This window comes from Enterococcus sp. CSURQ0835, from assembly GCF_902706605.1.
Taxonomy (GTDB): domain Bacteria; phylum Bacillota; class Bacilli; order Lactobacillales; family Enterococcaceae; genus Enterococcus_A.
The window spans coordinates 14,140-40,882 of sequence record NZ_CACSLH010000020.1 but is presented as its reverse complement, the minus strand read 5'-3'; the positions used below and the strand labels follow the sequence as shown (position 1 = coordinate 40,882).

At 45.7% G+C, this 26,743-nt stretch carries 30 protein-coding genes and 2 riboswitches; of the genes, 1 reads left to right on the top strand and 29 read right to left on the bottom strand.

From position 1 onward, the window contains the following. Nucleotides 1–5: 5 nt before the first annotated feature. From GVJ38_RS09195 to GVJ38_RS09120, 16 genes are read right to left on the bottom strand one after another with little or no spacing between them, the layout of a single operon-like run. On the bottom strand, nt 6–1,403 hold the full coding sequence (locus GVJ38_RS09195) for an aldehyde dehydrogenase family protein (RefSeq protein WP_159722859.1): 1,398 nt from the start codon (nt 1,401–1,403) through the stop codon (nt 6–8). Between the two features lie 33 nt (nt 1,404–1,436). Then, nucleotides 1,437–1,895, bottom strand: coding sequence for a GlcG/HbpS family heme-binding protein (locus tag GVJ38_RS09190; RefSeq protein WP_159722858.1), 459 nt, complete (start codon nt 1,893–1,895; stop codon nt 1,437–1,439). Continuing rightward, nucleotides 1,888–2,478 carry a cob(I)yrinic acid a,c-diamide adenosyltransferase gene (locus GVJ38_RS09185; protein WP_159722857.1) on the bottom strand — a complete coding sequence of 197 codons (591 nt, stop codon included), beginning with the start codon at nt 2,476–2,478 and terminating at the stop codon, nt 1,888–1,890. The genes GVJ38_RS09190 and GVJ38_RS09185 overlap by 8 nt, the downstream gene beginning before the upstream one ends. A gap of 22 nt (nt 2,479–2,500) precedes the next feature. Beyond that, nucleotides 2,501–2,770 carry a EutN/CcmL family microcompartment protein gene (locus tag GVJ38_RS09180; RefSeq protein WP_159722856.1) on the bottom strand — a complete coding sequence of 90 codons (270 nt, stop codon included), beginning with the start codon at nt 2,768–2,770 and terminating at the stop codon, nt 2,501–2,503. Further along, on the bottom strand, nt 2,749–3,264 hold the full coding sequence (gene pduM, locus GVJ38_RS09175; RefSeq protein ID WP_159722855.1) for a PduM family microcompartment protein: 516 nt from the start codon (nt 3,262–3,264) through the stop codon (nt 2,749–2,751). The genes GVJ38_RS09180 and pduM overlap by 22 nt, the downstream gene beginning before the upstream one ends. Further along, nucleotides 3,261–4,094 carry an ethanolamine utilization protein EutJ gene (gene eutJ, locus GVJ38_RS09170; RefSeq protein WP_159722854.1) on the bottom strand — a complete coding sequence of 278 codons (834 nt, stop codon included), beginning with the start codon at nt 4,092–4,094 and terminating at the stop codon, nt 3,261–3,263. The genes pduM and eutJ overlap by 4 nt, the downstream gene beginning before the upstream one ends. Nucleotides 4,095–4,107: 13 nt before the next feature. Continuing rightward, on the bottom strand, nt 4,108–4,728 hold the full coding sequence (gene pduL / locus GVJ38_RS09165) for a phosphate propanoyltransferase (RefSeq protein WP_159722853.1): 621 nt from the start codon (nt 4,726–4,728) through the stop codon (nt 4,108–4,110). Between the two features lie 23 nt (nt 4,729–4,751). Further along, nucleotides 4,752–5,027 (bottom strand): BMC domain-containing protein, encoded by a 276-nt coding sequence (locus GVJ38_RS09160; RefSeq protein WP_159722852.1) that lies wholly within the window; start codon nt 5,025–5,027, stop codon nt 4,752–4,754. 15 nt (nt 5,028–5,042) lie between these two features. Further along, entirely contained in the window at nt 5,043–5,534 is a 492-nt protein-coding gene (locus GVJ38_RS14415; protein WP_159722851.1) for a BMC domain-containing protein, read from the bottom strand. A 3-nt stretch (nt 5,535–5,537) separates the two neighbouring features. Next, nucleotides 5,538–5,873, bottom strand: a complete 336-nt coding sequence (locus GVJ38_RS09150; protein WP_159722850.1) for a glycerol dehydratase reactivase beta/small subunit family protein — start codon at nt 5,871–5,873, stop codon at nt 5,538–5,540. Between the two features lie 3 nt (nt 5,874–5,876). After that, the gene (locus GVJ38_RS09145) at nt 5,877–7,706 is read right to left on the bottom strand and encodes a diol dehydratase reactivase subunit alpha (RefSeq protein WP_159722849.1); all 1,830 of its coding nucleotides are present in this window, start codon (nt 7,704–7,706) and stop codon (nt 5,877–5,879) included. Between the two features lie 15 nt (nt 7,707–7,721). Then, a complete protein-coding gene (locus GVJ38_RS09140; RefSeq protein WP_159722848.1) occupies nt 7,722–8,261 on the bottom strand; it encodes a diol dehydratase small subunit in 540 nt (179 codons plus the stop codon). A gap of 15 nt (nt 8,262–8,276) precedes the next feature. Then, the gene (locus GVJ38_RS09135; RefSeq protein ID WP_159722847.1) at nt 8,277–8,990 is read right to left on the bottom strand and encodes a propanediol/glycerol family dehydratase medium subunit; all 714 of its coding nucleotides are present in this window, start codon (nt 8,988–8,990) and stop codon (nt 8,277–8,279) included. Nucleotides 8,991–9,007: 17 nt separating this feature from the next. Continuing rightward, nucleotides 9,008–10,672 carry a propanediol/glycerol family dehydratase large subunit gene (locus GVJ38_RS09130; RefSeq protein WP_159722846.1) on the bottom strand — a complete coding sequence of 555 codons (1,665 nt, stop codon included), beginning with the start codon at nt 10,670–10,672 and terminating at the stop codon, nt 9,008–9,010. 17 nt (nt 10,673–10,689) lie between these two features. Beyond that, a complete protein-coding gene (gene pduB / locus GVJ38_RS09125; RefSeq protein ID WP_159722845.1) occupies nt 10,690–11,478 on the bottom strand; it encodes a propanediol utilization microcompartment protein PduB in 789 nt (262 codons plus the stop codon). Nucleotides 11,479–11,480: 2 nt separating this feature from the next. Then, nucleotides 11,481–11,768 carry a BMC domain-containing protein gene (locus tag GVJ38_RS09120; protein WP_159722844.1) on the bottom strand — a complete coding sequence of 96 codons (288 nt, stop codon included), beginning with the start codon at nt 11,766–11,768 and terminating at the stop codon, nt 11,481–11,483. 288 nt (nt 11,769–12,056) lie between these two features. Here GVJ38_RS09120 and GVJ38_RS09115 point away from each other — a divergent pair, with 288 nt between their 5' ends. Further along, complete coding sequence (locus tag GVJ38_RS09115; RefSeq protein WP_159722843.1) at nt 12,057–13,040, top strand: PocR ligand-binding domain-containing protein; 984 nt, start codon at nt 12,057–12,059, stop codon at nt 13,038–13,040. A gap of 97 nt (nt 13,041–13,137) precedes the next feature. Beyond that, nucleotides 13,138–13,307, bottom strand: a riboswitch (cobalamin riboswitch). Here the strand turns inward: GVJ38_RS09115 and GVJ38_RS09110 are convergent. The 13 genes from GVJ38_RS09110 to aroD all read right to left on the bottom strand — a co-directional run bounded on the left by GVJ38_RS09110 (nt 13,280) and on the right by aroD (nt 26,677). Continuing rightward, nucleotides 13,280–14,359: a glycerate kinase gene (locus GVJ38_RS09110; RefSeq protein WP_159722842.1), complete on the bottom strand. Its 1,080-nt coding sequence runs from the start codon at nt 14,357–14,359 to the stop codon at nt 13,280–13,282. (Overlaps the previous riboswitch by 28 nt.) A gap of 59 nt (nt 14,360–14,418) precedes the next feature. Continuing rightward, nucleotides 14,419–14,817 carry a DUF4430 domain-containing protein gene (locus GVJ38_RS09105; protein ID WP_235032859.1) on the bottom strand — a complete coding sequence of 133 codons (399 nt, stop codon included), beginning with the start codon at nt 14,815–14,817 and terminating at the stop codon, nt 14,419–14,421. Between the two features lie 13 nt (nt 14,818–14,830). Next, nucleotides 14,831–15,646, bottom strand: a complete 816-nt coding sequence (locus GVJ38_RS09100) for an ECF transporter S component (RefSeq protein ID WP_159722841.1) — start codon at nt 15,644–15,646, stop codon at nt 14,831–14,833. Continuing rightward, nucleotides 15,625–17,313 carry an ABC transporter ATP-binding protein gene (locus GVJ38_RS09095; protein ID WP_159722840.1) on the bottom strand — a complete coding sequence of 563 codons (1,689 nt, stop codon included), beginning with the start codon at nt 17,311–17,313 and terminating at the stop codon, nt 15,625–15,627. Before GVJ38_RS09095 ends, GVJ38_RS09100 begins: the two co-directional genes overlap by 22 nt. Next, nucleotides 17,285–18,220 carry an energy-coupling factor transporter transmembrane component T gene (locus tag GVJ38_RS09090; RefSeq protein WP_235032858.1) on the bottom strand — a complete coding sequence of 312 codons (936 nt, stop codon included), beginning with the start codon at nt 18,218–18,220 and terminating at the stop codon, nt 17,285–17,287. The genes GVJ38_RS09095 and GVJ38_RS09090 overlap by 29 nt, the downstream gene beginning before the upstream one ends. 10 nt (nt 18,221–18,230) lie before the next feature. Further along, nucleotides 18,231–19,466, bottom strand: coding sequence for a DUF4430 domain-containing protein (locus tag GVJ38_RS09085; RefSeq protein WP_159722839.1), 1,236 nt, complete (start codon nt 19,464–19,466; stop codon nt 18,231–18,233). Continuing rightward, complete coding sequence (locus GVJ38_RS09080) at nt 19,463–21,157, bottom strand: prenyltransferase/squalene oxidase repeat-containing protein (protein ID WP_159722838.1); 1,695 nt, start codon at nt 21,155–21,157, stop codon at nt 19,463–19,465. Before GVJ38_RS09080 ends, GVJ38_RS09085 begins: the two co-directional genes overlap by 4 nt. A 65-nt stretch (nt 21,158–21,222) precedes the next feature. Next, a complete protein-coding gene (locus GVJ38_RS09075; protein ID WP_159722837.1) occupies nt 21,223–22,350 on the bottom strand; it encodes a DUF4430 domain-containing protein in 1,128 nt (375 codons plus the stop codon). Nucleotides 22,351–22,456: 106 nt separating this feature from the next. Continuing rightward, nucleotides 22,457–22,627: riboswitch (cobalamin riboswitch) on the bottom strand. A 59-nt stretch (nt 22,628–22,686) separates the two neighbouring features. Continuing rightward, entirely contained in the window at nt 22,687–23,013 is a 327-nt protein-coding gene (locus GVJ38_RS09070) for a BMC domain-containing protein (RefSeq protein WP_159722874.1), read from the bottom strand. Between the two features lie 126 nt (nt 23,014–23,139). Beyond that, nucleotides 23,140–23,571, bottom strand: coding sequence for a EutP/PduV family microcompartment system protein (locus GVJ38_RS09065; RefSeq protein WP_159722836.1), 432 nt, complete (start codon nt 23,569–23,571; stop codon nt 23,140–23,142). 202 nt (nt 23,572–23,773) lie between these two features. Continuing rightward, nucleotides 23,774–25,051: a trypsin-like peptidase domain-containing protein gene (locus GVJ38_RS09060; RefSeq protein ID WP_159722835.1), complete on the bottom strand. Its 1,278-nt coding sequence runs from the start codon at nt 25,049–25,051 to the stop codon at nt 23,774–23,776. 94 nt (nt 25,052–25,145) lie between these two features. Then, the gene (locus tag GVJ38_RS09055; protein ID WP_159722834.1) at nt 25,146–25,715 is read right to left on the bottom strand and encodes a hypothetical protein; all 570 of its coding nucleotides are present in this window, start codon (nt 25,713–25,715) and stop codon (nt 25,146–25,148) included. Nucleotides 25,716–25,924: 209 nt separating this feature from the next. After that, nucleotides 25,925–26,677 carry a type I 3-dehydroquinate dehydratase gene (gene aroD / locus GVJ38_RS09050; RefSeq protein ID WP_159722833.1) on the bottom strand — a complete coding sequence of 251 codons (753 nt, stop codon included), beginning with the start codon at nt 26,675–26,677 and terminating at the stop codon, nt 25,925–25,927. Between the last annotated feature and the right edge of the window lie 66 nt (nt 26,678–26,743).

Genomic DNA, 26,743 nt, shown 5'->3' with positions numbered 1-26,743 from the left:
TAGTCTTAACGGATGGAGAAGCCTTCTGGTGAGTTCAAACGACGACGACGCGTAAAGGTTTTTGCGGTAGTCGTTCCTTCACCAGTCGGAGTTGAAATCGTCAAAGCCGAAGCTCCAGTATTACCAACACCAGTCCCAGAATACGTTGGACCGTTGACAACAAAAATCGAGGTGTTCATCCGATGAGCGGCACGATTGATGTGAGGTAAATTTTCTGAGTGGATCGACGCAGTATGATGATTGTTACCTTCCACTTCGACGGCGATCTGTAACATCTCGTCAAAGTCACGAGCAGTCACGATTGGCACGATTGGCATCAACATTTCTTTGACGACTAATGGATGGTCTTTAGCAGCTTCTAAAATGATCAACTTAGGTGAACCAGTATAACTGATGTGAGCTTCATCTAAAATAAAGGTTGCGTCTTTGCCGACAAACTTCCGACTAGGTGTCCCGTTTTCGCGTAACGTGATCGTCGTTAGGGTTTCGATATCTTTTGGATCAGTCACTAAAAAGGCGCCTTCTTGTTGCATCAATCGAATCAATTCGCCTTTGATCGAGCTGACTGCGATGACTTCTTTTTCGGCAGTACATAAAATGTTATTATCAAATGAAGCGGAATCGACGATATTGTGAGCGGCTAGCGCTACGTTAGCGGTCGCATCCACCATGGCCGGCGGATTGCCAGCACCAGCCCCAATGGCTTTTTTCCCGCTGATCATTGCTTGGTGCACAACCCCAGGACCACCGGTGACGACTAACGCTGCAATATCTGGATGTTGCATCATTTCTTGAGCAGCTTCAATGGAAGGTTTTTCAATTGAAACAACGAGATTTTCTAAACCAGTTGCGGCTTTGATCGCTTGGTTGGCTTTTTCAACGGCCCAGCGTGAGATATTTTTTGCTCCGGGATGGACACTGAAGTAAACGGTATTCCCGCCAGCTAACATCATAATAGCGTTTGCGATCACGGTTTCTACTGGATTGGTACTTGGTGTCACAGCGCCGATCACGCCAAAGGGTGCATACTCATACATGACTAATCCGCCGTCACCCGTTTGAATTTCGGGTGTTAAATCTTCCGTTCCAGGCGTGTTGTATAAGGCATTTTCTAATTTCATGACTTTGGCTTCTTTAGTGCCCATGCCCGATTCTTTGACGATTTCTTCGGCGATATAATCTAATGAATCGCTAAATGCGTCTTTGATCGCTTGGACGACATTGTTTCTTGTTTCGATCGAACAATCGACATACGTTGCTTGGGCTTTTTTAGCAGCCGCTACCGCATCATTCACATTGGAAAAAATCCCGTTCGTTCCGTTTGAAGGACTCGAAACGTCTGGCGTCTTATTCCCCATCTCTTCTGCTAAAATTTTTCTGATTTGCTCTTCTAATGTTGCCATTGTGTAATCTCCTTTTTCGTAATTAAACCTTGGTTAACAGCCGGCTAAAAAAGCATTCACCGCTGTCTCACAAATTAATTGATCTTCTGAAACTAATCCGCCGCTGACACCGATTGCTCCGATGATCACGTCATCGATCACTAGTGGGATCCCCCCAGCAAAAGTCACCAGCTGTCCGTCTAACATCGTTTCCATTTGATACAACTCGCCACCTGGCACCGTATCTTGGTTCAAGTCTTTCGTCGGCTTTCTCATCAGTAAAGCGGAATTGGCTTTTTTAGGTGCTAAGGTCAAACTGACGAGATTGGCTTTTTCCATGCGGTATAAGATCCGCGGATTCCCCGCTTGATCACTGATACAGATCGTAACTGGCACGTTGATTGATTGCGCTTTTTGTTCCGCGATATCGATTGCGTGTTGCAAATTAGTTTTTGTAAACAGCAACTCACCTTTGACATACGCTAACGCGCGCTCAACTAGTGACTCATCCATTGGCTTCACCTGCTTTTTCTTTGTAACGTCGAATGATCTCGGTGATTTGTTGTTCTTCTTTTGCCGCGTGGTCTTCATCACGCGCGAGGATATACAAGAAATCTGACAATCGATTGACGTATTGCAACAACTCCGGCCGAATCCCGATCTCAGGGTCTTCTGCTAAGCGAACGAGCTGACGTTCTCCACGCCGGCAAATGGTGCGCGCTAAGTGAAGATGAGCACCAGCTAAACTCGTCCCTGGCAAGATGAAAGTCGTGACTTTCGGTAATCGATTCGTATAGTCATCGATCACCTTTTCCAAAGCGTGACTATCCTCAGTCGAAATCTGTTGGCTCTTGTCATAAAATTTATTTTTTTCAGCGGTCGCGATCTCACCGGCTAGCTGAAACATCTTATATTGGATCTTGATCAATAATTGTTGATTAGCTGTTTTTTGACAAAACTTCTCGGCGACACTGATCGCAGCATTGCACTCATCAAACGTGCCATACGTCTCGACGCGCTCAGAGTATTTTTTGACGCGCTTACCGTCAAACAAACTGGTGCTTCCTTTGTCACCGGTTTTCGTGTAAATTGCCATGCCTTCCCCTCTTTTCAACAGATCATTTATTGAAACGGTCGATGATCCCAACGATCGCACAATCAACGACATCTCGCCGATTGGCTTCTTTTTGAGTTTTACGGGCGCCGGCGCCTTTGACCAGTAAGACATACTCTCCGACTCCAGCTCCGACTGTGTCAGCAGCGACTTCTTCATAGCGAATCGAAGCGCCGTCACTATTGACTTGTTGGACGATCATCAACTTACGACCCACCAGCGAGTCATCTTTTTGACTGGCTTCGATCGATCCTACGACTTTCCCCATATACATGTCTCATCGACCCTTTCTATCAATTTGATCTGACGTTTTTCGATTTGCTCCCGCGCTTCAGCCGTCAGTTGCTGGGCATTGATTTTTACGAGCCAAGACTGCGGTGCTAACGCTAGGATCGCTTTCCGACTGATCGTTTTTTGGGTCAGTGCGTTGACAGGCTGTCCGGCGATGTGAAACGCTAACGGCCAAGCCCTCAGCATTTGAAACGGAACAAAGGGTAACACTTGTTCATTTAAATCCAACGTAAATTGAACTTGATAACTGATACCCGTCAAGATCCAATCGACCCACGGTGTTTTTTGAAAATGATACAGTTCAAACAACAAGCTCACCGGGACTTGGATCAATGTAATCTGACTATAATCATAAAAAACTTTTTTAGCTGGTGCTTTGACTAGTTCAAAATTTTCTTGGCACATTAAATTCAGTTGACGCGTTTGACGTTTTTTCAAACGCGCTAGCACTAGTTCCATCAGTTCGGCTTCGGTCATGTTTCCACCACCTGATCAAAAGTCGCGATCCCTAGCGGTGTGACAAATTGTGGAAACTGTGGCTGGATCACTTGGCGGCCCATCACTTTTTCAAAAGTTGGCACAAACTCCGTGAAGTTCGTGGCGCCACCGACTAAAATGACCGGCTCCGTTTTTTCAGCCACGACATACGTTTTGGCGATGCTGGCCATTTTTTCAACTACCGGCCGCACGATCCCAAACGTTTCGCGTTCGTGTTGGCGTTTCAATTGCTCCGCTTCAGCTAACGAAATTTTTTTCGCGCCAGCTAAGACAAGCGAAATATGATAGCCGCCAGTCGGCTCGTCAAAGACGGAGATTTGCTGGTGGGCGTTGAAATTACTGATGCCGGTCGTCCCACCGCCGATATCGATCACACTGCCCGTCTCAAGTTTTAAAAAGCGTGCGGCAGCAGTCGGCTCATCCACGACTTCACTAGGTAAAAAGCCGGCATCGCCAATCACATTAGCGACAACTTTTGCGCTGTTCTCACCAGTTTTAGGCGGGATCGCACCACTTGCACTTTCCAGTGTTCGACCGAGAACCGCTTCAGCTTGCTGTTTCAATTTTTTTACGATTTGAACAGAAGCGCCGTAGTTGACCACGATCCCGTCTCGCACGACATCTGCTTCTTGAAAGGCCCCATAAAGCGGCTGGTCCTCACGATCCAAAACCGCCAATACGATCGATGAAGTCCCCAGATCGATTCCGACTTTCAAGGGTTCCGTTGGCGTCACTTGACGCGCGGCGATTTGTTTTTCAACTAAGGTTTGAAAATCAGCTAAGACGTGATTGTGTCGAGTCAGTTCCATGATCAAAACGCTCCTATTCTTTGATTAATCGCGCCACCGTATTTTTTGCGACGTTAGCGGCATTCGCTTCATCTGTATCGATATGCATTTCTAAAACAAACGCTGGGTCAGGTCTGACGATCACATCATCGTAGATCGTTTTTCGTTGTTCGGATTCGATCGCTACTTTGACCGCGTCACCTTTTTTGACTCCAAAGAAGGCGGCATCTTCCATACTCATATGGATGTGGCGTTTTGCTGCGATCGCACCTTGGATCTCGATTTGACCGGCAGCCGTTTTGACGGTGATACTTGGTGTACCCACTAGATCACCTGACATGCGGATGGGAACGTCCACTCCGATGCGACGAGCTTCTGAGCGAGCCAGTTCCACTTGTGAATGAGAACGAAATGGTCCTAAGATCCGTACCCGTTCAATCTCACCACGAGTTCCAACGACCGTCACCGTTTGATTTGAGGCAAATTGACCTGGTTGTTTCAATGGTGCTTTGACAGTCAATTCTTGGCCGGGGAATAAAATTTCAAAATCTTCTTTCGTTAAATGAATATGATGATTTGAGACGCCTAATGGGATCGTGTTGCTTTCTTCGGCAATGATTTTACGAATCAGTTGTCGCAATTCTTCTTCGTTCATGTTTGTCATCCTAACTTACAAGCTTATTTTTTCGTTGGTAAAATTCCTTCAACATCGGTATGTGGGCGTGGGATCACGTAAGACGCGTAGACTTCCCCAACACTTTCAGCTGCACTGGCACCAGCATCAACGGCAGCTTTGACTGCGCCAACATCTCCGCGAACCATGACCGTCACTAAACCAGAACCGATTTTTTCTGTTCCGATCAAGCTGACGTTAGCCGCTTTCACCATTGAATCTGCTGCTTCGACTGCGGCAACTAAACCGCGTGTTTCGATCATTCCTAATGCATTGTTCATGAGTAATTCCTCCGATTATTTTTTATTTTTTTTCGTTGTACCAGGCTGCCGTTTTGTTTTTGATTTTGCTTTATCAGCTTGAGCTGGCTTAATTGAGTTTTTCGTTGGTTCTGATTCTTTGATGGTTGCGGTTGTTTCGTCTGAATGAGTAGGAGCTACTTTGGGACTTTCTGATTCAGTTTTGCCAGGCTCAGCTACAGTCTTAACGGCTGCCGTGCTCGTACTGGCGTCAAGCCCCGGCTTCAACCAAACTTCGGCTAGTCCATCTGCTAAACGCGGGATAACTAGCGAGCTGATCAATTTTTCCTGAACTGAAGCTGACGTACTGCCCGCTTCGACGGCTGCATTCACCGCACCCACATCGCCCACGACTTTAACGGACAACCAACCAGAACCTTTTGCTCGTTCGATTCCAATCAGTTGAACATCGGCCGTTTTGACCATCACGTCTGAGACATTCACGGCACAAGCAAATCCGATAACTTCCACAATTCCTAATGCTTCCACTTCTTACACCTCCTTCAACGGTTTGAAGGGGATGCCTTTCACTAGACGAGCCGCGTTCGCACCTAATTTCATTAATTCGGTCGTTTCATTTGGGATCTCAAACAGCGGTTTTTCTGCCGGCAGATTTTTATAATGTAAAACGGCCCGCGTTTGATCGATCACCACCCCAACGGCTAACGGCGAGCGAGTCGCAAGTTCAAAAGCCGCCGCGATTCGATCTTTTTTTTCCGTGGTCACTAGTTCATAGGGCACTTCTTCTTCTTCGATCCCAGCTAAAATCAATGCCAGCGGCGCTTTTTCAGCGAGTGTAGCTACATAAATAGTGGGTCGCTTGACCATCGCTTACGCCCCCTTCACTTCATTGGCATAGGCTAAGATCAACCCGGTCGCTACCGCATTTCGTGGACCTTCGACTCCGCGGATATTCCCGCGTCCAGCCACTAACGCGTAATGAGATAACGCATCAGTTACTAGTTGCGGCACTTCAAAATCTAAGGCCGATCCGCCAACGATCACGACAAAAGGAATGTCGCGAATATTTCCTGTCGGACTGACGTGGGCTAATGCCCGCAACGCATTCGTTACAAAAACACGGCGCTTAGCAGTTTGCCGGACGTGTTTGATCTTTTCGATACTCAAATCACCCGGTACCGGCACATAACCAGTCGGTGTGATGACCACGACTTTAGCAAAAATATTAGCGGGCAACGCTTCTTCAAAAAATTGGACCGTGCCATCTTCATGACGAAGATAAAAGAGACTTTCCACTTTTGCCAGTGGATATTTTTTGATATCTTCGGCTAAGTAGCGATCATCTAACCCTAATTCAGAATTGATGATCATCGTCACCATATCCCCGGCACCTGCTAAATGAATCGCTGTGATCGCACCTGCTGGATCAATGATGGACGCATCGGTCGAACCCGCACCTAAATCTAAAATCGCTAGTGGCCGACTCGTTCCGGCTGTCGTCAAGGCTCCTAAGATCGCGGCTTCTGCTTCAGCGCCACCGATCTCGACTTCGATCCCAAATTCTTTTTTGATCTCAGAGGCGATCATGGCCATCTGCAAATGATCTGACTTGACCATTGAAGCGATCCCGACAGCTTGCTCTAGTGAAAATTCACCAGCCAACCCGCCTTTGACATCTAAGGGTACAAAAGTATCGATCGCCAGCAAGTCTTGGATGTAAATGTTGCGCAAATCTTTTTCAGTCAAATCAGCCATCGTTTGGCGCACTCGTTCTAGCATGCCACCGATGTTAGTTCCCGGTTCACCAGAAACATTGTCGATCGTTTGGAAACTGGAGATCACTTGCATGATTTTTTCTGCGCCAGCTGAGATGCCAACTGTTTCTTTCCGGCCATCGCCTTCAATCACTAAATGTCCAGCAGGGATGACCCGCGCTTTGACATCGCCTTGCGGAGTTTTGATCACTACAGCGGAACGATTCCCGATCAAAGCTCGTGAGACCGGCACGATATTTTTGGTCGCTTCTGAATCCAAGTTGAAGACCGTTGCGATCCCATAAGGATTAGATAATTCCGTAATGACTTGCCCTTTACCGGCGACTTCCACTGCCGCTAACATATTCAACGGCACTTTATCAATCAACGCGACTTCATCAACGATCGGAATCTTTTTTTTCAGCCGATTATGGATCAACACCCCATCATCGTTTTGTAAGATCGCCGCGGTGATCTGAAAACCAGCTTCGGTATACAAGTTGATCAAGCGTGCAGCATCAGCAAAATCGATCGCTTTTGGGATAACGACGATATATTTTTGACGCGGATCTTTTTTCACGAGTTCTGTCAACAGTGTCGTTTGACCGATCCCCAGACCTTCTCCACCAGGGGTTTTCGGATCATGGCCGATCATCGTGGATTCTGTAATGATCGTTTCGGTGATCGTCTCCATCGCAACATCGCCAATGACTGGTGTTGCTTCATTGATCCGAATCAAATCGATCGCTTCGGTGGTAAGCTGGGCTTTTTTCAGCAATTGTTGGATTGCATTTTTGATACCGATCAAATTTTTCTTGGTTCCTTTGATCCCTGTCGTTTCCGCGATCGCTGAAGCAATAAACTGCGTTTGTCCTGTTGGACTGACCTCTGCCAGCGCAACTTCAGTGGAGGAATTTCCGATATCAACACCGATTACTTTTGTCATCGTGTCAACCTCCAATTAATTGTCGCCTTTTAATTTTTTCCGTGCTTCATAATGGGTAGCAGCTTCCCGCACAAACTTAGCGGTGATCGTCGCATTATATTCGGTTTCTAATTCATCTGCTAGTTGTAACAATTCTGCTTTTGAAGAACGATAAGGTCGTAAGGCACCATACATCGCGAGTAGACGTTCATCCGGCACCGCGGTTAGCTCTGCGGCCCGAGCAAAATTTTGCTGCAAGGCACTTCGACCTGCTGATTTTGCGATCTCGCCTTGATATTTTAATGTCTCACTTGTGATCCGCAGATCTTGACCATCTACTTCACCAGATAAAACTTTATCTAACGTGATCTCGTTGATCCCAGTTCCTTTAGGGGACAAAACGAGTTCCGGATGTTTTTCATACAATGGATAATCAGCGCGTTCCATCGCTTTTTGCGGTGTCTTCGTTTGACTAAGTGTTTCCGCTTTAGCCAATGTTTCATTCGCATGATCCGTTGAAGCAGTCTCACCCATTTGGGCTTTGATTTTTTGGATCAATTCATCTAATTCAGCCATCTTTTTCCCTCCAGTCTAATTTTTTGAAAAGTCATATGCGATCTCTTCAGCTGGTTTGCCGATCACAACGTATTTTGTTTCTTTAATATGCATCAAAGCTGATTTTGCTTGATACGCAACTCGCGCCATTTGATCATTGACCGTCGGTACCGGATCAGGCGATTCCCCCTTGGCGTATTTCGCAGCATTTTTCCCGATCGCTCGATACGTATCTAACGTGATCGTCGGAGCTTGTGGGAAGAGTTCTAAATTAGACAACGGTTCCAAATCTTTTTGATGGATGATCGTCGTCCCTTTGGATTGAATCCCAATCGAGATACCTGAGCCTGAAAGTTTATCAGCCTCGGCACCCACAAACGAAACGTCAGCTGTTCGATAGACTTTGATGATCCGTGCATGAAGTCCCTCTTCTTCGATTCCAGCAACAACTTGTCGCAAGATCTCTTTGTGGGATACCCCTAATAAATTTTCGGTCATGGCTTCAGCAAAAGCTGGTGCTACTGCGATCACGACTTCATCTTGAGCGGCACTTGGTTTTGCGACACCCGCATGTTTGAACCAAGCAAGGGATTGGATCGGCGTTGGTAATTTTTTAGTACTACTTTCAGCCGGAGCTGTTTTTTCAGCAATCGTTTCTTGGAAGGTGATCGGTTGATCTTTGACTGACATTTCGCTTAAGACTTCGCGGATCACTTGCCGTAACAATTCTTCATTGATAGTCGTTTCCATTGTTCTCTTCCTTTCTACTAGACTGAACGAGGGTCGATGGCCATCGGAATGTCTTTCACTTTCTCCCACTCTTCGCCTTCTAAGCGATAACCAGTGCCAGGACCCATGTAATCGTTGCAATCATTGACAGCAGAAATAACGTGGAAATTACGATCAAAAATCGAAGACGTTTGTAAAAAGTCACCTGCGACCCGTTGTTTCAACAAGTTCAAAACTTCTTGCGCTACATCGGTAAAACCACCTTCAGCTAATGCTTTGACGATATCTGCACCAGTGATCTGCCGATCTAACACTTCTTGGGCTGCTTTCATATCTTCGACTAAATTCCGATCTGGCATATCTTTAGAACCGTTCGCATACGTTGCGGCTTCCACTTCTTCATCAGTGATTTTTGGTAACCCTAGTCCTTCAAAAACGGCTTGGATCACGCGTGCTGCTTTGCTGCGGATCTTGATGACTTCGGCTTCTGTCACCGGACGAACCCCGCCGTCAACTTTTAAATCCCGTTGAAAGACTAAATAGTCATCAATATCTTCAATGTCGGTATTGGAACCGGCAAACATATTATCGTAGTTTGGTGTAGCAGAATACCCGCTGGAAACATAATCGGTCCCAGGTAAAAATTGACACATCAACCGTTCCGTCCGGCGCATATCAGAATGTGAAAACGCTTGGTCATTACCGGAAGCGACTTCCAGATCCATCATGACACAGATCAAATTTTCGGCTAAGACGGCCCGAATCCCAGTTGGCACACTGCCGGGGATGCCGATACAGCTGACCGCACCATTTTGTAACCCTTGAACACCACTGGCTTTGGTAATGAAAATACACCGTGCTTCCAGGTACAACATTGATTTGCCTTCAGCATAGCCCATCATGACCTCAGAACCTGAACCGGAAGTAAACCGCATCTTAAGTCCCCGAGAAGCGTAACAAGAAGCTAAGAAACCTTTTGACCATGGTGTATCATCGCCATCGGTAAAGACAGGTTCGGTCCCATAAACAGAAATCGTTTCAGCATAAGCGGTGAAGCCTCGCATCCCAAGCTCTAACTCTGTTGCTTCTTCAACGGAACATTGTGTCAAGACGCCCGGCCGACCAACTTGTGAGCCAACGGTGATCGCGATCGCATTTAGTGGAGCGTAACGTGCAACAGCCACCGTCGTTTCTTGTTCAGCAAACCCGCGTAACGCGCCTTCTGCTGCATCGGCGGCGATTTGAACTGGATTGTCCCGCAAATTCGTAACGTGAGATTGGGTCGCGACCCGTCTTCTAGGCCGCATCTTTTGCATGGCCATCATCATTTCGACGACATTCATTTGACTGACGACATCCACGATTTTAGCTGGTGTCATCGCAAGCGTTAATTTCAAGATCTCATCACGAGGGACGTTGGGATCACATAACATATTGGCGATCTTAGCGGAGTCCATCGCTAAAACTTTTTCAGCATTGGTTTGATCGATCCCGTGTTCGGCGATATATAGATCGATCAAATCAAAATCTTTCCGTGGTTTGCTATCGAGTTCGGTGATGACCCCATTTTCGATTTTGATACTTGGTTTTGGATCATTCGGGCTTTCCATTGCGATAAACCCTTCATCGATCCATTCTTTAACAAAGCCATCTTGATGGATCGGCCGTTTTTCTAATACTTCAAAACGTTTTGAACGTTTCATGCTTAAGTGCCTCCTTCTTAAATGTATGAAGGAAAATCATTGATCGGTTCACTGCCTAATGTATTCAAGAGGTCTTTACCGACTTCTCGAGCTGCAATCACTGCTTGGCGAACCGCTCCGGAATCTCCTTTAATATGGATCGTAACTTCATTTGAATATTTTTGACCGTGATTAGGGGAAGCGTAAGAGATCACTTCGACATTGGCCGCTTTGACTGCGGTATCAGCCATGACCACACCGATCGCAGCAGGTGCGGCTGCCATCAATCCGTAAGCTTTCCCTACTTCAGCACCAAACGCTTCGGCCAAAGCATAACTTGCCCGCGCTGAATATTGCAATTCCACGTGGCCTGCTTCGTTGTTGTAAACGTCGCCAAAAGTTCGTTCCGTTTCTTTTAACGTAACTTCCACTGCACGCCGAACATCTGAGACATCTTCACCACCAAAAATGATCAAGACCCCATGACCGCCGCCGCCTTTTGTATCGCGAGGCAATTCAACACTGACGATCTCGGTATTCGTCGCTTTGACCGCTTCGTCTGCGGCTGTGATCTGTGGTCCAGCACCAGAACGTGCACCGACGATTCCTAATGAACGATAATTTTTTTTCAACTGCATCGCTTCAGCTAAATGCGCATCGACATTTGCGATCACAAGACCGATCGTATCGCCGACTGGAGCGGTGCCGACAAATTCCGTTAATGAACTGATCTTTTTATCCACGGATGGTTCCTCCTTTTGTTCCATTGAAGTCGTTGCTAGTAAACGTTCCATAATCTTCGCAACTAACTTTTCTTCGGCTGCCATAATTAGCTAAGGCTTTCTTTTGTAGGTAAAATCTTTTCAACATCCGTGTGCGGACGAGGGATCACGTAATTTGAGATTACTTCGCCGATCGACTCAGCTGCCGCAACACCTGCATCGACTGCTGCTTTGACGGCCCCCACATCACCACGAACCATGACAGTAATGAGTCCTTGTCCAATTTTTTCTTGTCCTACTAATGTTACGTTTGCGGCTTTGACCATGGCATCGGCTGCTTCAATCGACGCGACAAGTCCCCGTGTTTCGATAAGACCTAATGCTTCTTGTTGCATGTCTGTTTCCTCCTACGCTTTTTTTATTTGCACATTGAGTATAAAAAAAATAGCTATGACATATTTGCCATAACTATTTTGTGGTATTCTAAGCATAGGAAAAAAACGCTACTTTTTTGTCTTAAAAAATTTAGCGCTTACATATTTTTTACTTAACTAGTTGAGAGACTACTTGTTTTCATAAACTTTATTTACATTTTCAAATCAAAAAGTCGCTAGCACATTCTAGTGTTAGGAAACACTAGTATCTACCAAGTTACTTGTCCACTTCAAGAAAGGAATTTTATGATGGAAGATCATTCACAATATATCGAATCAAATCAAAAAATCTTAGACAAGATCTTAAGCGAATTTACTGAAGCAACTGGCCTCGCCTCGATCTTAGTCGATACTCACGGAATCGAACTGACCGCCGGCTATGGTTTCTCGCCTTTTTGTCAGTTGATGCGAAATAATGAAGAGACACGGCATCTCTGTCAAAACTGTGATATGTTCGGTGGACGTTCCGCAATCAAAAACAAAGAGACGAAGCCTTACATTTGCCACGCCGGTCTAGTGGATTTTTCTTATCCGATTACGATCGACGAACAAGTCATCGGCTTTATCTTATGTGGTCAAACACGAATCGAATCTCCCAACGAATTTCAGCGGATCATCAAAGAAAAAACAGACTGGCAAACCGATCCACTGTTTGTTGAAGCTTACAACAATATGCCGCTCACAACACCGGAAAAAATCAAAGCCGGCAGTCAATTGTTGACCATCATCATCAATTACTACTTAGCCGACATCATGCAAAAAAAAGTCGAAGTCCAAGCACCGGCGGAAGTGCCCCAACGTTTTTTAGATCCCGAACTGACCGATCCTAAAAATAAAATGTCCCACGAAGAGATTCCATTTCATTACCATCCAACAGAGCCAAAGAACAAAACGGATCGTCCAGAAATTTTAGCAGCGCTGGAATACATCAACCGCCATTTAAATGAAGTCATCACCTTAGATGAAGTCGCCGATCATGTTTATCTTTCCGGCTATTACTTCAGTAAGCTGTTTAAAAAAGAGCTCGGGACCAATTTTGTCGACTATGTCAATGAAAAGAAGATCAACCGCTCTTTGATCTTACTGCAAGATTCTACCTGGTCCATCGACAGCATCGCCCACAGTCTCGGTTTTTCACAAGCCAGCTATTTCAGTAAGATCTTCAAACGCGTGACCGAACTCTCACCCCGTGAGTATCGCCAAAAAATCCAAAAACAAGCGCGCCGGAAATGATTCCAGCGCGCTTGTTTATTTTCTTGCGTAAACGTTCTTTGACTAAAGAGCGCTTGCCCAAAAAAACTTTCTTAAACACACTGGCTTTCTTATCCCCGAAAAAGCCGTGCAATAAAGTATCCTGACTTTGCTTCAACCTCCATCAGTCCTTCCAGCTAATCGCCGTGGTTACTCATGTCGTCCACATTACAGTTGCGGGTACAGTATCAGATTTTCACTGATTTCCTTCATCCATCTATTTAGTTAGTTTTTCGAAAATACAATAATCCAACGAGCGCTTGCATTCCCTTTTCCAGCTGCTCAAACTCCGTATCAGCTAACTGAAATGGTAAAACAAGTTCGTTAGGAGAACTTTTGGGCGGATCTTTCGTTGTTTGAAGTACCAGCGTCGGAAGCTGATGCTGCGCTAACAATTCACGAAAAGGACCATAACGATCCAACGTGACGAAATAATCAGCTTGCTGCAAGCGCGTTTCAAAATCCGTATTCTCCGCAAAGGCTGCGATTTGATCTTTCACGATCACCTGTCGGAAAAACGCGAGGCAGCCAAAAGCAAAACCATTACCTAAAGCAGCTTGCGGTTGATTCGTTAGTTGCTTTTGCAACAACTCATCGACTTGTTGAGTAAACTTTTTCGTCTCTTGTTCCAAAAACTTGACTAGTTCTGGACTAGCCCCAGTCAGTTCGCAATGTTGCTGGCTGATGCTTTGTTCGCCAGTCAACGTACTTTTTTCCGTTTGATTATCTAACAGCCAATACTGAAGCTTTTGCCAACGACTATCAAAATGTTCAAATGAAAAACTAGCGATCTGCCCCAGCTTACCGCCGCTGACTTCAAAGGGTAACCCCCGCTGATCAAAAAAAGTCACGCCTAATTCTGAAAACATGCCCATCCCTAGATCGGTCGCGATGTTTTCTGGATTGACAAAGACGACTTTTTCCGTTTCGGCTCCCACGACTTTTTTCAATAACTCGCCTACGCCACGACTCGATGTATTCAGCGGCGTCCGGGCTAGTCGTGGAATCGTCTGGGGGCCTAAGATCGTGCCTAAGTCGATGTAGACGGTTTTACGATCACTCGAATACCCGTAACTTGCTTCGACTTGAAATTTACCTGGCCCCGCACAAAGCTGCTTCCGAATGGGTTCTTTGTGGTACCCTAAAATCATCTTTAGTGGGTGGTAATGATCGACATAAGGGAAATCGATTGCCGAAGCTTTTGGTGCGACCGCTTTCAAATCAGCATTCAAGCGCTTCAGCAGCAGTTTGTTTTGCTGTTTGTCTGCTAATAAGGGACCGATCGCATAAATTTCTGCCATTGCACATCACTCCTTGTGACCAGTGTAACAAAAATTTATACGATTATCTTGTCCAATTTTTATTTCATCGTGGCTAAATTAAAATTAACTTTATCGCCCGCTTTGAGCGTCACGTCTTTGGCACCTTTCATGATCTCTTTGCCATTGATCGTAAACGTCCAATACTTTTTAGCGGCATCGTCTTGCTGATGACCGTCGATACTCGTGATGTAACCGTCTTTCGCTTTGATTTTAAAATTTGCTTGTAAGGCGTCATACAATTTGGTACCGGCTTTGAACTGGATCGTTTTATGGGTCAGTTCTTTGCCTTCTTCTTGCAACGTGACCACGGCTTTTTGTTGTGCGACTTGACTTGTGCTAGTTGTCGTTTGGCTGCTGGTTGATTGGTCATTTGATTGGCAGCCGGAAAAAGCGACCACACCTAACGTCAGTGCCATCAAAGTTAACAATTTTTTCACGATAAATTCCTCCTTAGATCAAGCCATACTTGACTTTGATCCGTTGTAATTTTGCTAAAAATGGTTTTGCTAAAACGGCTAAGAAAAAGACCGTTGAAAGCGCGTGGATCAGATCCATCGGTGCGCCGGAGATAAAGGCTGCGATCAAGGCCGATTTTGACAGCATCGGCATATACATGATCAAAGACGCTGGATTCATGATCCCGCCATAGATCAAAAAAATACTGAAAAAGCCAAAGGTACATAACGAGCGTCGCGTTGGCTTCAACAATCCCCAGCGGAAAAAAAGTCCCGCCACAAACCCAATCAAGCCAAATGCCACCATTTGCCACGGGGTCCAAGGTCCTTGGCTGAAAAATAAATTTGAGACAAGTGCCGCCCCGCAACCGACTAAAAAACCTGTCTCAGCACCTAACGCGATCCCGCTGACGATCACGATGGCGGCCACCGGTTTAAATTGCGGTAGCATGAAAAAGACGCCGCGACCTGCGACTGCGAGTCCGATCAAAACCGCGATCACTACGAGCTCCCGTGCTTGCGGTTTGCGATCTTCAAACAACAAGACAAAAGGCAACATCGCCAAAAAAAGTAACGCTAAACTAACGGCTAAATAATGCCGCGACCCCAGCTGGCTGCCAACATAGATCACCGCTGGAACAAGTAAAAACCAAACGACCAAACTAAATTTTGTGCGACGACTGATTTTTCGTCGAGGGGCAGGCACCGGATCTTCCCGTAACGCAGAAACTTTTGGCGGCTTTTTTTTCATAGGCGGCTTCTGCCAATTCTCATCGGCATAAAAAGCTTTTAAAAAATCGTTTTTAGACATTTGATCACATCCTTGGTCGTTACGGCTTGGGGAAAATAACGCCGTGCGATTCGATTAGCCGCCGTCGTATAAAAATTGTTACCGGCAAAAAATTCTTTCGCGGGCTTTTGGGTCACGACACTGCCGTTGAAAAACAATCCGCACGTATCTGCGACTTCTGCGACAAATTCGACATCATGAGAAACTAATAAAATCGTTACGCCTTGCTGTTTTAATTCCATTAAGATCGTCGCTAACTCGGCTTTGAAAAATTCATCCAACCCTTTAGTTGGTTCATCGAGCAATAAGATCTTAGGCCGCAACAGCAATACTTTAGCTAAGCCTAGTCGCTGTTGCTCGCCACCGCTCAAATCATAAGGATGGCGGTCTAACAGTTCCGTCAAATGCGTCAGTTCGGCGATCCCTGCCACCGCTGTTTCTTTTTTCATCTTTAACGGGTAAGCAGCACTTGGTTTTTCTTTTTTACCGTCGATGACTTCATACAATTCGGCTAAAACGGTTTGTTTGACGAACAAGCTTTGCGGATCTTGCGGTAAGAGGCCTAAAAATTGGTGGTACAACGCTTGATCCGTTAAGCGATTGATTTTTTGACCCGCTAATTTGATCTGGCCGCGATAAGGTTGGAGCAAGCAACTCATTAAAGCCAATGTCGTACTTTTCCCGGTCCCGTTACCACCGACTAAACCGAAAATCTCTCCAGTCGCCACTGTTAAATTCAAATCTTTGATCACATCCGGGCTATTTCTTTCGTAGCGAAACCACACATCTTTTGCTTCGATCATCGCGGGTGCTTTTTTAGGCAGTGCAGCAGGTGCGGAGGCAGCAAGTTTTTTTTGCGGTGTGATATCGAGTCCAGCTAGCCAATTGCGCCCTTCTCGCACCGTCAGTGGAAACTCACTACCTGAACTAATGGCTCCATAGATCTGCATGGCAGCGGGCATCGCGGAAAACAATTCGCTTTTTTGCGCTTTCAACTGTGCCCCCACAACTTTTGGCATGCCCGCTGCCACTAATTTTCCTGCGTCTAATAAAAAGACTTGATCGGCTAAGGGCAGCGCTTCTTGCAACCGATGCTCTGATAAAAGGATCGTCGTGCCGATCTCACGGTTGAGTTTAGCCAGCGTCGCTAAAAAATTAGCCGCTGCGATCGGGTCTAGTTGCGAAGTCGGTTCATCTAAGATCAACAACTCAGGATGCATCGCCATGATACTGGCTAGATTCAACAATTGTTTTTGCCCGCCGGAAAGCTCGGTCACTTTTTTTTCAAACCAATTTTGAATACCGAAATAAGACGCCATCTCAGCAACTTGCAGTCGGATCGTCGCTTGATCACAACCTAAACTTTCTAATCCAAACGCCAATTCATGCCAGACTTTATCCGTCACTAATTGATTGTCAGGATTTTGCAACACATAACCGATCTGACTAGCCTCAGCTTTTTTTTCTAATTCTTGGATAGGTGAATCTAAAAATTCGATCGCCCCACTCGTCGTACCATGCGGGGTCAAACTCGGTTTCAATTGGCGCAACAGCGTCGTCTTCCCGCTACCGCTTTTGCCAAATAAGACATTGAAGCTCCCACTTGCCACTTCCAAATTGATGTCTGTTAGGCTCGGCGCACTTGCGGGGTAGCTGAAATTAAAATTTTTGATGGATAACAGCGACATCGGAAATCTTCCTTTCCATTCGTTTAAAGCGTAACGCCTCAACTAATTCTAAACTCAGTGGCAAAGTAGCAAATAAGGTAAAGCTCACCCAGCCAAGTAACGTCTCAGTAGTCAGCGGCCAACCAGAAAGTTCGATTTTCGGATTGTAACTTGCGACTAACGCGCCAGAAAACCAACTGTAACTAAACAAACCGCCTGTTACGAGTAAAAACAGCGTCACAATAAAATCACGCCGGTCAAACCGATAGCGAGAAAAAGCAGTCCGGCCTTTCAAACCGTAGCCGCGCGCTTTCATCGAATCCGCCGTCTCGATCGCATTTTCCAACGACCATGTAACGAGCGCTGAAAATAAGGTAAAACTCGTTTTGATCTTTTGCCGCAACGTGCCATTGCTAAGATCGCGCCCGATACTTTTTTGCCCATTGCGGACATGTTGCAATTGCGTATTGAATTTTGGGACAAAACGAAAAACCATCGCTAAGATCAGCGAACTAGCCGGTAAGATTTTGCCAAACAGGTAAATGAATTTATCGCTCGTCATCACATCATTGTAACAAGTAAACCACAAGATCGAACAGCAAAACACCACGCCTAACACGATCCCGTAGACGATCGCTTCTAAGGTGATACTGTTCCCGTTTTGTAATTGAAAGAGTGGGGTCACTCCGTAATGATTGAACGCGGGATTGACGAGCGTCACCACTAACAGTCCGGGTAATAAAAATTTAAGCCACAGCCCTAACATGTGACGGCCACCTTTTAATAAGACCCCATAACTGGTAGCACTCAAACACGCTAAAGTTAATATTACTGGCTGCAAACAAAACATCCCCACCAAGATCACACCGATGAAATAACCAAAATTAATCACCGGATGAACGGTTGAAAAAGCATCCACTCGTCTCATCTTTCTCACCTCACTTCAAACTATTCCCCAGGTCATGTCCCAGTTCTAATGTATAATCCCAACTGATCGTATCGCCCGCTTTTAAATTCGTATATTTAGACGCGCCATAATTAGGCGACCAACCATTGACTTCATACGTCCAACCGGAAAGACTGCCACAATCAAATTCATACAGTTGATTGATCCCCGCCACATAATAGGCATTGTAGACCGGTGTCCAGTCCGCTTCCAGCTGGATCTTTTTTTCTTTTGTGACTTTCACTAACAAATCATAAACACTTTCATTCGGTTTTAACGGAACTTGCTCCGGCTTGACGATCCAACCGTCTTTGGGAACATAGGGTTGTTTTTCTTTTTTTAATTCCGACAAGTGATCCAGTACATTAGCTGCTGAGATGGAAAAAGTCACAGTTGGCTGCGCTGTTTGGGTCGCTGGTTTTTGCTCTGTTGTATCAGCTGCTGTATGAGAAGCCCCAGCAGCTGATGTAGTTTGATCATCAGCTGGCTTTGTTTCAGCGGCAACTTGGCTGGTAGCTGGCGCAGCTGCTTTTGACTCCGATGCTTTAGTAGCCGAGTTAACTACTTGATTGGTAGCCGCCGTTTTTTGAGGGTCAGCTTGACTGGTACCGGTTTGCCCAGCCTCAGTTGCGGGTTGTGCTGCGGCCGCCGCTTTTTCGGCTGTTGTTTTGACAGCTTGATTCGTTTTCCCACCAACGAGATAATACTTTACACCACTTTCTAACACTTGGAAACGTAACGTCGTCTGATGATTCGTTTTAGTCAACGTCACCGGACTACCACTGACTTTTTTTAACTGTCCTTTATGGGCACGAACTAAAACGACTTGATCGGTTTGCCACGTTTTAGGCAACGTGACCACTAGTTCTGGCGTACCGGCTAATTGCATCGGCGCGATCGTAAGTCCCAACGCGTCTGTTGCGTGATCCGCTGCTTTTTTGATGGCCGCCAACTGCTTCGTCTCAAATTTCAATCGTAATTTTTGTTGGACGGGATTTTGGATCTGTTTGCCTAAATAGCGCCACTGATACTGGATCGCGCCCGATCGGCCATTAAAGGCATAGGTCTGATCTTTAGTGGCGATCGTCTGCAGCTGTGCTTTCGTGATGATCCCATCTGCCGGCAAGGTCGTTTGGGTCGTTAGCGGCGTCACTTTTTGCTCAGTCGCCTGACTGCCACAGCCTCCTAATGCTAGCAATAGTACCACACTCAAAACTATTTTTCTCATGACCACCAAATCCCTTTCTTCAATCCAAACTTCAGTCCGCCCAAGATGCCAGCTACGATCACTTCTCCTAGAAATGCCAGCCCACTCATAGGTGTTAATTGCCAAAAAGAGTGGCCCGAAGCTGGCGTTTTAGCAGTGGCAGCTGCTTTTGGCTGATAACTTTTACCCGTAAACTGCCAGCCAGCCGCTTTTTGTTTTTGTTTTGAGCGAGATTTTACTTTTTGTGTTACTGGTGCCACCGGTTTAGTGGCTACCGGAACGCTCAAATCAGCTGCCGGCGTTGCAGTACTTTCTGACGGCGTATTTTTTCCTGGTGCGGAAGCTTCCGTTTGAGAGACTGATCCGCTAGTCTTAGTTGCTGAAAGACTTGCCGGTGTCGGCTCACTGGCTGATTCTAGTGGCGAACTAGCTTGACTTGCCGTTGTTGAAACTGTCGGAGCAGTTGGAGTTGTAGCTTGAGCGGCTGTTTTTTTTGCTAATTGCGCTTCAGCAGCAGTTAATAATTGATACGCGCTTGGCGGGATCAATTTTTTTTGCGCTTCAGTCAACGCGTCATACGCGGCGCGGGCGGCTGCGATTTTAGTTGGGTCATCGTCTAACGTTTGCAACAAATCTGTAACGGCTTGGACGCTTTCTTGATCTGTCGGACTCGTCACATCGTTCATTTGATAAAAATTGGTTTTTCCCGTCCGCCAACGTTCATACGCGACTAAAGCCCCGGCTGCTTGTTCCGTTGCGAGTCCATCTGCGGGCGCTTGTTTAGTTGCTGGCGGCGTATGACTGAAACCGCCACTTGCTACTTGGTAATCACTCAACGCTTGCAGCGCACTTTTTTGTTTGACAAAACGCGGATCACGAGCGCTGTCGATCCCCAAACTACTTAATGCGGTGACCACTTGCGCGCTTGATTCGGCTGCTTCTTGACTACCGGCAAAATTTGAACGAAAGCCCCCATCAGGCTGTTGCTGTTGCGCTAAGACTGCTACTCCACGCGCCACTGCGGCTTTAATTGCTGGATCGTTTTGATGCGGTGCTAAGGCTTGTAACGTCATCGCCGTCACATCGACATCGGCCATCTGACCGGCTAAACTAAAGCCACCTTGAGGCAATTCGTGAGCAAGCAAATACGTCAGCAACTTTTCTTTCGTCGTATAATTGGTCACACCGGCCGGTTGCGTAAACTGAAATTCATTGCGGCTATCCACTGCTAAGAGGGCAAACGCAGCTCCGTTGATCCCTTGCGCGGTCGTTTGATCAAAATCGCTTAAATCATCAAATAAATTATAGCCACCGACTGCTTGGGGATCTTTTCCGATCGCCGCTAAAGCTAACGCGACCCGGGAATATTCCGTGTACTTCACCGCAGAAAGTTTGCCGTTTTGAGCTTGGAGCTGTTTGACGAGCGCTCCGTAATAAAGGGCAAAATAAGGCGGCTGGCTTTGATAACCGGCATAACCATTGCGAGCCAAAGCTAAGATCAACCACTCACTGGAAAATGTCGGTTGGCTTTGCTGGAACTGTTGTAAAATAAATTGTTGCGTCTGGTCTAAAACTGCCGGAGTGTCCACCTCAGCTGGCGTTTGGACTTGTGTAGTCGCAGCTTCAACTTGGACTTGAGCCAGACTAGCGGCACTATGTAAAAAACTACTGCTTAAGATGACTACACCCAACCCCCAAAAAAATTTTCGCACCGTTGCTCCCCCTTAAAAAAATGGACCGAGCTGAAAGGAAGATCCATCAGCTCAGTCAAACACTTTTATTCTGCGTACCAACCGATTCCTTCAGCTTGCCAGCCAGCGTTTAATAAATTATTTTTCTCACCCACGTTCAACGTGTAATGATGAGCGCCTGCTTGAGCATTTGGATTGTACAAGCGATACATCTTTTGACTTCCACCAGAATACCAAGCCGTTCCCTCATCTTGCCAGCCGAGCTTGACTAAATTATTTTTCTCTCCGGCATTCAACGTGTAATGATGATCCCCAGCATTTGGATTATACACACGATAAACTGGTTCACCACTTGCTGGCGCTTGCCAACCAATGCCTTCTGTCGTCCAGCCGACCGCGACTAAATTATTTTTTTCAGCTACTGAAGCAGTATAAAAATGTTCCCCGCTGTTATGGTTATACAGACGATACATCGCGATCGTTTTCACTGGTGTTGGTTGATTCAATCCTTGAAGAGCTGCCTCAACGTCTGTTTGAGAAGCCGTCAAGTTTTCCAATTGTGCCATTGCCGTTTGATATGCTTGTTCATAAGCGGCACCTTGTTTAAAGTAGCTAGCTTTGTCTTGGTTGATCTCCGCGATTTTTTTAGTCAGCGCCGTTTTGTCGGCCACCTTCACTTGTGCTTGCCCGTCCATACTTTGTCCGAGATCTGCGCCATAGCCGACTAATGAAAATTGGACGCGGAACACATCGCCTTCAGTTGGCTTTTGATCACTCATGCCGACAGTCGGTGTTTGATTATTGACTGAATACAACCAGCCCCCCGTTGGTGAATAAGAGTATTCACCAAGTGTCGGTGCAGAAGCATTGACTGAACTCAATTTCGTATTCGTTTGCTGGGCTAGTTGCGTCACCGCACTAGGAATCTGTGGCTGTTTTGTATCGATTCCTTTGATCCCCGTCAAATAAAAATTATTGTCTGTCGTCCCAAGCTGGGTGTACTCTAATTTATTTGCTTGCAGCACTTGTTCTAAGATGCCAGCGTAGTTTTTTTGCGTGGTGACATTGACTTGCTCAGGTTCCACCACGTATCCTTGGCCTAATGTAAATCGTTCCACTGCCACCGTTACTGTTGCGGCTTTTGCATCTAATCCGTAAACGAACGCCGGTGCAAAAACCAATGAAATCGTTGCGATCTTACTCCACTTTTTCACTTTCCAATTCCTCCTCAATTAAAAAAAAATCGACACTCCATTCAGAAGTGTCGAACAAAAAACTTGCGTTAACTAAACGCCAGCTTTTGGAAATCCTCCCTGATATGGTCCAAAAACGAAATGAATCGATATCCTGACTTTGCATCTTCCGCCCTCTGCTCTTCCCAAGTTGCCTCAGTGAGTCATCAGAGTTTGTCCGCATCACAGTAGAAAGGGACTGTCGAAGAATTTCACTTCGTTCCCGATTCAGCTCGCATCTTCAATTGTCTGTTTCAGATCATACCATAGATCTGCTGAAAAAAACGACGATTATTTTGTCTTCTTGTCATTTTTCCATTACGTTTTGGTGATCTGGCAGGTCACTGTAAAACCTAAAATCTCTTTCAACCCTTTCAACACTGCTTGCAAGGCTTCTTCGATCGAACCTACATCCCCAGTCAGTACCACTGAACCAGAAAAACGATCGATAAAACCGATCTCAACACTGCCGCTTTTAGTTGCGATATCAACCGCGATGATCGCCGCTTCACTTGGCGTGATCGTCAAGATCCCCAACGCGTCTTGTTGACTAGTCAAGCCTAGTTTTGTATATAATTCTTTAACGGGACTTGCGATGATGTGCGCTAAGGTAACTTGTTTGCCCGGCACATACTCTTGGATCATTCGCTGCTTTTCCAATCTAGCCACGTTCCTTTCTTCTTTCAATTGCAGTATAAAGAGCGCGGTTCCATTTAGTCAACGCTTTCAAAGAAGTCGTCTAATATTTGTTAGTTCGCAAAATAGTGCCAATCAATCCGCTAAATAATCACGAAGGGCTGTGATCCCTTGTGCTCGTTTAGCCGACAACTGAAAAAGCTGTTTCGCACCAGCTGCTTCCAACTGACGTTCAATCGTCGTCAACTGGGCCGCTGAAGTCAAAAGATCCGCTTTAGTGATGATGCCGATCACCGGCTTAGGAAACATCAAGGCAAAGCCCGGGGAAAAAATTTGTTCTTCTTCGGCCACACTTTGAACTAAGGCGATCACGTCAGCATCAGCGGCCAAGACAGTCAGTGCGCTATAATATTGACGGTGTAAAATAAATTCACCTGGTGTATCGATGATCTCCGGATAATATTCCACGGCTTGTGTTTTTTGATAAGCAAGCGGCTGCTCATACAACGCTTGACACAAAGTCGTTTTCCCACACCCGACAGCGCCCATCAAAATAATTTTTTTCATTTGCTGGCTCTCCTTTTTTCTTCATCCTAGAAGCCTCCTAGCTAAAAGTCAATTTCACCGCTGAAAGTCAACAAAATAATGATAAACTAAAATGCCGACACTCCCTCAACTACTACGCACTACAACTTCGATTTCAGCTTAAAAGCTCAAGTTAAAAAAACCAAAAAAAGAGGTGCGCCACTTATGACACACCTCGTTTAACTTATAAATCATACCACGCAATCCCTTCATCTCGCCAGCCCAAGTGAATCAAATTTTCACGTTCTGCTTTACTGACTGTATAAAAGTGAGTCCCGACTCGTGCGTTTGGGTTATACAAACGATACGTCGCCGTTCCTTTCGTCGCAGCTTGCCAAGCGATACCTTCTGCGCGCCAGCCAACCCGAACTAAACTATCCCGTTCACCAAGACTAGTGGTGTAGTGATGGTCACCGGTATTTGGATTGTATACACGGTAAACGGCAACACCTGTCCCTGGCGTATACCACGCGACATCTTCATAACTCCAACCAATTTCACGCAATTGATCGGCCTCTATTGAATTTTCCGTGTAGAAATGTTCACCAGAGTTGGGATTGTACAAACGATATACTTCATGAACGTTTACCAAATCATTTTGCAGCCAAGCTAAAACAGACGGATTCAATCGCGTCCCAAAGTTTTGCGTATCTTGGCTATACGCATGAACTGCTACGATTTGATTATCTTGATTGTAGACACCACTCCCACTTTGACCAGGATAAGTATCAAGATCATAAAAAATATTATCATCGGTCATTGAAATGATCTTACCACTAGTCTGCCACATCGTTTGCCGTGGTTTGTCCGTTGGATAACCAGCTGTGAATAATCTCTCGGAAGCATCCACTGAACTCGTTACGCCAAACCAACCAGTCTTCACGCCAATTGGATTATTCAAACGAAGAATAGCGATATCATGTTGTGAGCTTAAGTCTTTCGTCCAGCCGGAAACTGAAATCATCTTCGTTGCTGTTGCGTGACCATAAGGCGCATCCGTTACGTTCAAAGCTGGATAGACCGTAATGAATTGTGCCCACTGCTTCAAGTCAGGATCAAAGGCGACATGCCCTGCAGTTAAGACCGCATCTGGTGAAACAAGTGCTCCTGAACCGACAAATGATTCACCATCTGCATACGTTGCTACGATAAATACGACCGCTGAATAAGGAAATGTCGTCGTATTAGTTACTTGACGCCGATCATCGGCTCCTAAAACAGTCCGCGGCTCCACACCTTCTAGTGGTTTGACATTATCTAGCAATGGAATCTGCTCACGGTTGCTCTGATCTTGGTTGCCTAACCGACTAGGTGATTGAAAATCTTGGTCACGCCCATTATACGGGATGACCTCCCCTTGATTTGTTACTAGATCTTGTTTAGAAGCTGCTTGTGCTAATTGCGGTAACGCAAAAAACATCAGCAACATACTAATGCCTAAGATTATTTTTTTCTTCAACATGTTAATCCTCTCCTTTAGCGATCAACATTACTTCTTCTAACCGATCCCTTAACAACAACTTACCTACCGGATCAACACGTTGAATCTTACCTTTTTAAGCCAATGTATTGGGACTTGGTAATTGTGGACCCAAACCTTGTCTTGCCCGTACCCAGTCATCATTGTTCCACATCTCGGTTTTACGGCGGCCACGGAAATAATCCCACCGTGAATCGCGTTCCAGTTCAATCAATGTCCCGCCACCACCTAATGTGATCCAATCGTAACTGCCATCGCGATGGCTAAACTCAATCCATAAAACAGAAAACTCATTAGTTTGACCATCAGTAGTAATAAACTCACGTGTTTGTTGCTCGATCCATAAAAATGACAACTTCTTAGCATCATTTGGATCGACCTGCTTAAAAAAAGCGCTTGCATTTTGTTTAGCTACTTCTTCATCCGGCAGTTTTCCTTTCGGTACTACTGCTAAATTATTTAAACTGACTAACCGATCTCCTTCAAATACGGCCGTGATCCGTGGACCATTGTAACTAAGCTTTCCCGCTTTTTGATAGCGTTGGATCACCACTGGACGTCGATTTCTCAATTCAGTAGCTGTTTTTACTAAACGGTAATCATCAGGCAATACAACTAATTTTTTGATCATCTCATTTTTCAGCATGAGAAGTGCCTTCTTTCTGGCTGACCGTCCATTGGAACAAGTAATCGTTTTTTATTTATCGACTTACTTGCGCAAGCAAATAATAAACCCATTTAAATTTTTCGTCAACTAAAACGCTCAGCGAATCGCCACTTTTATTTTTTATGAAAAAAGTCCGACTGCTAGATCTAAAAATGCTTCTGCCTAACTGACAGAAGCATTTTCAATCACTAAACTTTTAAAGTCGTCAACAACTCACGAACTTGTTCTGCAGGCAGCTGACCCGGAGCTGACGCCTCGCCCACGGTTGCAAATGTAGCAGCTGAACCAAATAATTGGCCTGCGATCCGTGTGATCTTGCCTAAATCACCCATCGCAAGCGTGATGATCGGACACTTCGCATAGTGGGTCGTCATTTCATTTGTCACTGCAAAAAGGGTCAACAAATCCGCACTTGTTTGCGGGGTGACCGCTACTTTACAAAGATCGGCACCATGTTCTTGCATCTGCATGAAACGCTCAAACAAGACATCTTTTGAAGGCGTCTGTTTAAAGTCGTGGCTACTCATGACGACTTTGAGATCGTGCTCATGGGCAGTTGCCACCACCGTCTCGATCGTTTTTTCTGGTAGTGATAGTTCCACATCCAATAGATCCGCGGCGCCTTTTTCAGCAATCGCTTGGTAGATCCGAGTATATTTTTCAGCAGAAAGACCTAGATTGCCACCTTCTTTTTGATTCCGCAGCGTGATCAGAAGTGGCTTGCCTAGCGCTTGTTTGACTTCTTTTGAAAAACTGGCAACTTGTTCCGGCTGTCCCGCCGCTTCAAAAAAGTCTAACCGCCATTCGGCTAAATCCCCAGCGCTATTTTTGATCGCTTCGGCGGCTTGCAGTACTTCGGCTTTCGTAATTCCCGTAATCGGTACAATGATCTTAGGCATTCCTTGCCCGATCGTTACATTTCCTACAGTTACTTCTCTCAAAAAAATCGCTCCTTTATGAGTTTCATCATACCACAGACCACCTAGCAGCGAAAAATAATTCAATTG